This window comes from Actinomadura sp. DC4, from assembly GCF_030406325.1.
Taxonomy (GTDB): Bacteria; Actinomycetota; Actinomycetes; order Streptosporangiales; family Streptosporangiaceae; genus Actinoallomurus.
Map to the genome: position 1 here is coordinate 1 of NZ_JAUEQY010000080.1, position 1,472 is coordinate 1,472.

Consider the following 1,472-nt stretch of genomic DNA (forward strand, 5'->3'; position numbering starts at 1 on the left):
GGCGGGTTCTAACGATCCCCGCAACACCCTGATCTTCAGGGAGTTGCGGGGATCATGGATTTTGGGGTCCTGAAGGCGAGGTTCTTCGAGGCACTGGATCGGGAGAACGGCAGTATCTCGGGGGCTGCTCGGGCAGTCGGGGTGAATGGTGCCACGGCGTACGGGTGGGCGCGGAAGGCCGGTGTGCGTGGTCGTGGGAAGACGGGCACGAGCGGGCATCCGGGGCGGGCGGAATACGACCGGCTCCGCGCGGCCGGGGTGCGGCGGCGTGAGGCTGCGGCACAGGCCGGAGTCCACGAACGTACCGCCCGGGACTGGGACCGTGGTATCCGCAAGATCGGCGACGCGCGCCTGCACCCCGATGGGCGCCGGATCGACTACAAGACCGGTGTGACCACCACCGGTACCGACGGCTCAGAGCCGTCCCTCGCGGCCGTCGAGGCCGTGCTGCACCCCCGGTTCCTCACGGTGACCGAGCGGGAGATGATCGCTGACATGCACCGTGAGGGCCGGTCGCTGCGCGCGATCGGACGGGCGCTGGGACGGCCGGCATCCACCGTCAAGCGCGAGATCGACGCCCGTGCGGTCAATGGCGTCTACCGGCCGCATCGGGCCCAGCGGGCATGGGCGAACGGCCGTGCGCGCCCTAAGGACGCCAAGCTCGCCCAGGACGGTCCACTGCGCGAGTTCGTCGCGGACAAGCTGCGGGAACGGTGGTCACCCGAGCAGATCTGCAACGCTTTGGTCATCGAGTTCCCCGACGACGGGAGCATGCGGGTGAGTCCGGAAACGATCTACCAGGCCATCTACGTCCAGGCACGTGGCGGGCTGCGCCGCGAGGTTGCCCTCGCACTGCGCACCGGCCGCACCCGCCGCAAGCCGCACCGCAGCCCGCAGCAGCGCACGAGCCGGTTCGCCGACGAGATGGTGATGATCTCCGAGCGTCCCGCCGAGGTCACCGACCGGGCGGTTCCCGGCCACTGGGAAGGCGACCTCATCGTCGGGCCCCGCAGCGAGACCGCGATCGTGACCCTGGTCGAGCGCTCCACCCGCTACGTCATGCTCGGGCACCTGCCCGGCGGCCACACCGCCGAGGAGGTCCGCGACGTGCTGGTGCCGCTGATCCAGACCCTGCCCGAGCACCTACGCGGCTCGCTGACCTGGGACCAGGGCTGTGAGATGGCCGCACACAAGCAGTTCACCCTCGCCACGGGAGTGCCGGTCTACTTCTGCGACCCGCACTCGCCCTGGCAGCGCGGCAGCAACGAGAACACCAACGGCCTGCTGCGCCAATACTTCCCCAAGAGCACCGACCTGTCCGTGCACAGCCCCGCAGACCTCGAACACGTCGCCCAACAACTCAACGCCCGACCACGCAAAACGCTCGGCTGGCAAACCCCAGCCGAGCGCCTGCGTGATCTACTGACAGCCACATAGGCCATCAGGTGTTGCGAGGACCCCGAGAATTCGCC

1 protein-coding gene is annotated in these 1,472 nt (G+C 69.2%); it reads left to right on the top strand.

The features are described from left to right. Positions 1-258 precede the first annotated feature (258 nt). A complete protein-coding gene (locus QWU11_RS47030; protein ID WP_290121128.1) occupies positions 259-1,437 on the top strand; it encodes an IS30 family transposase in 1,179 nt (392 codons plus the stop codon). The last annotated feature ends 35 nt before the right edge of the window (positions 1,438-1,472 follow it).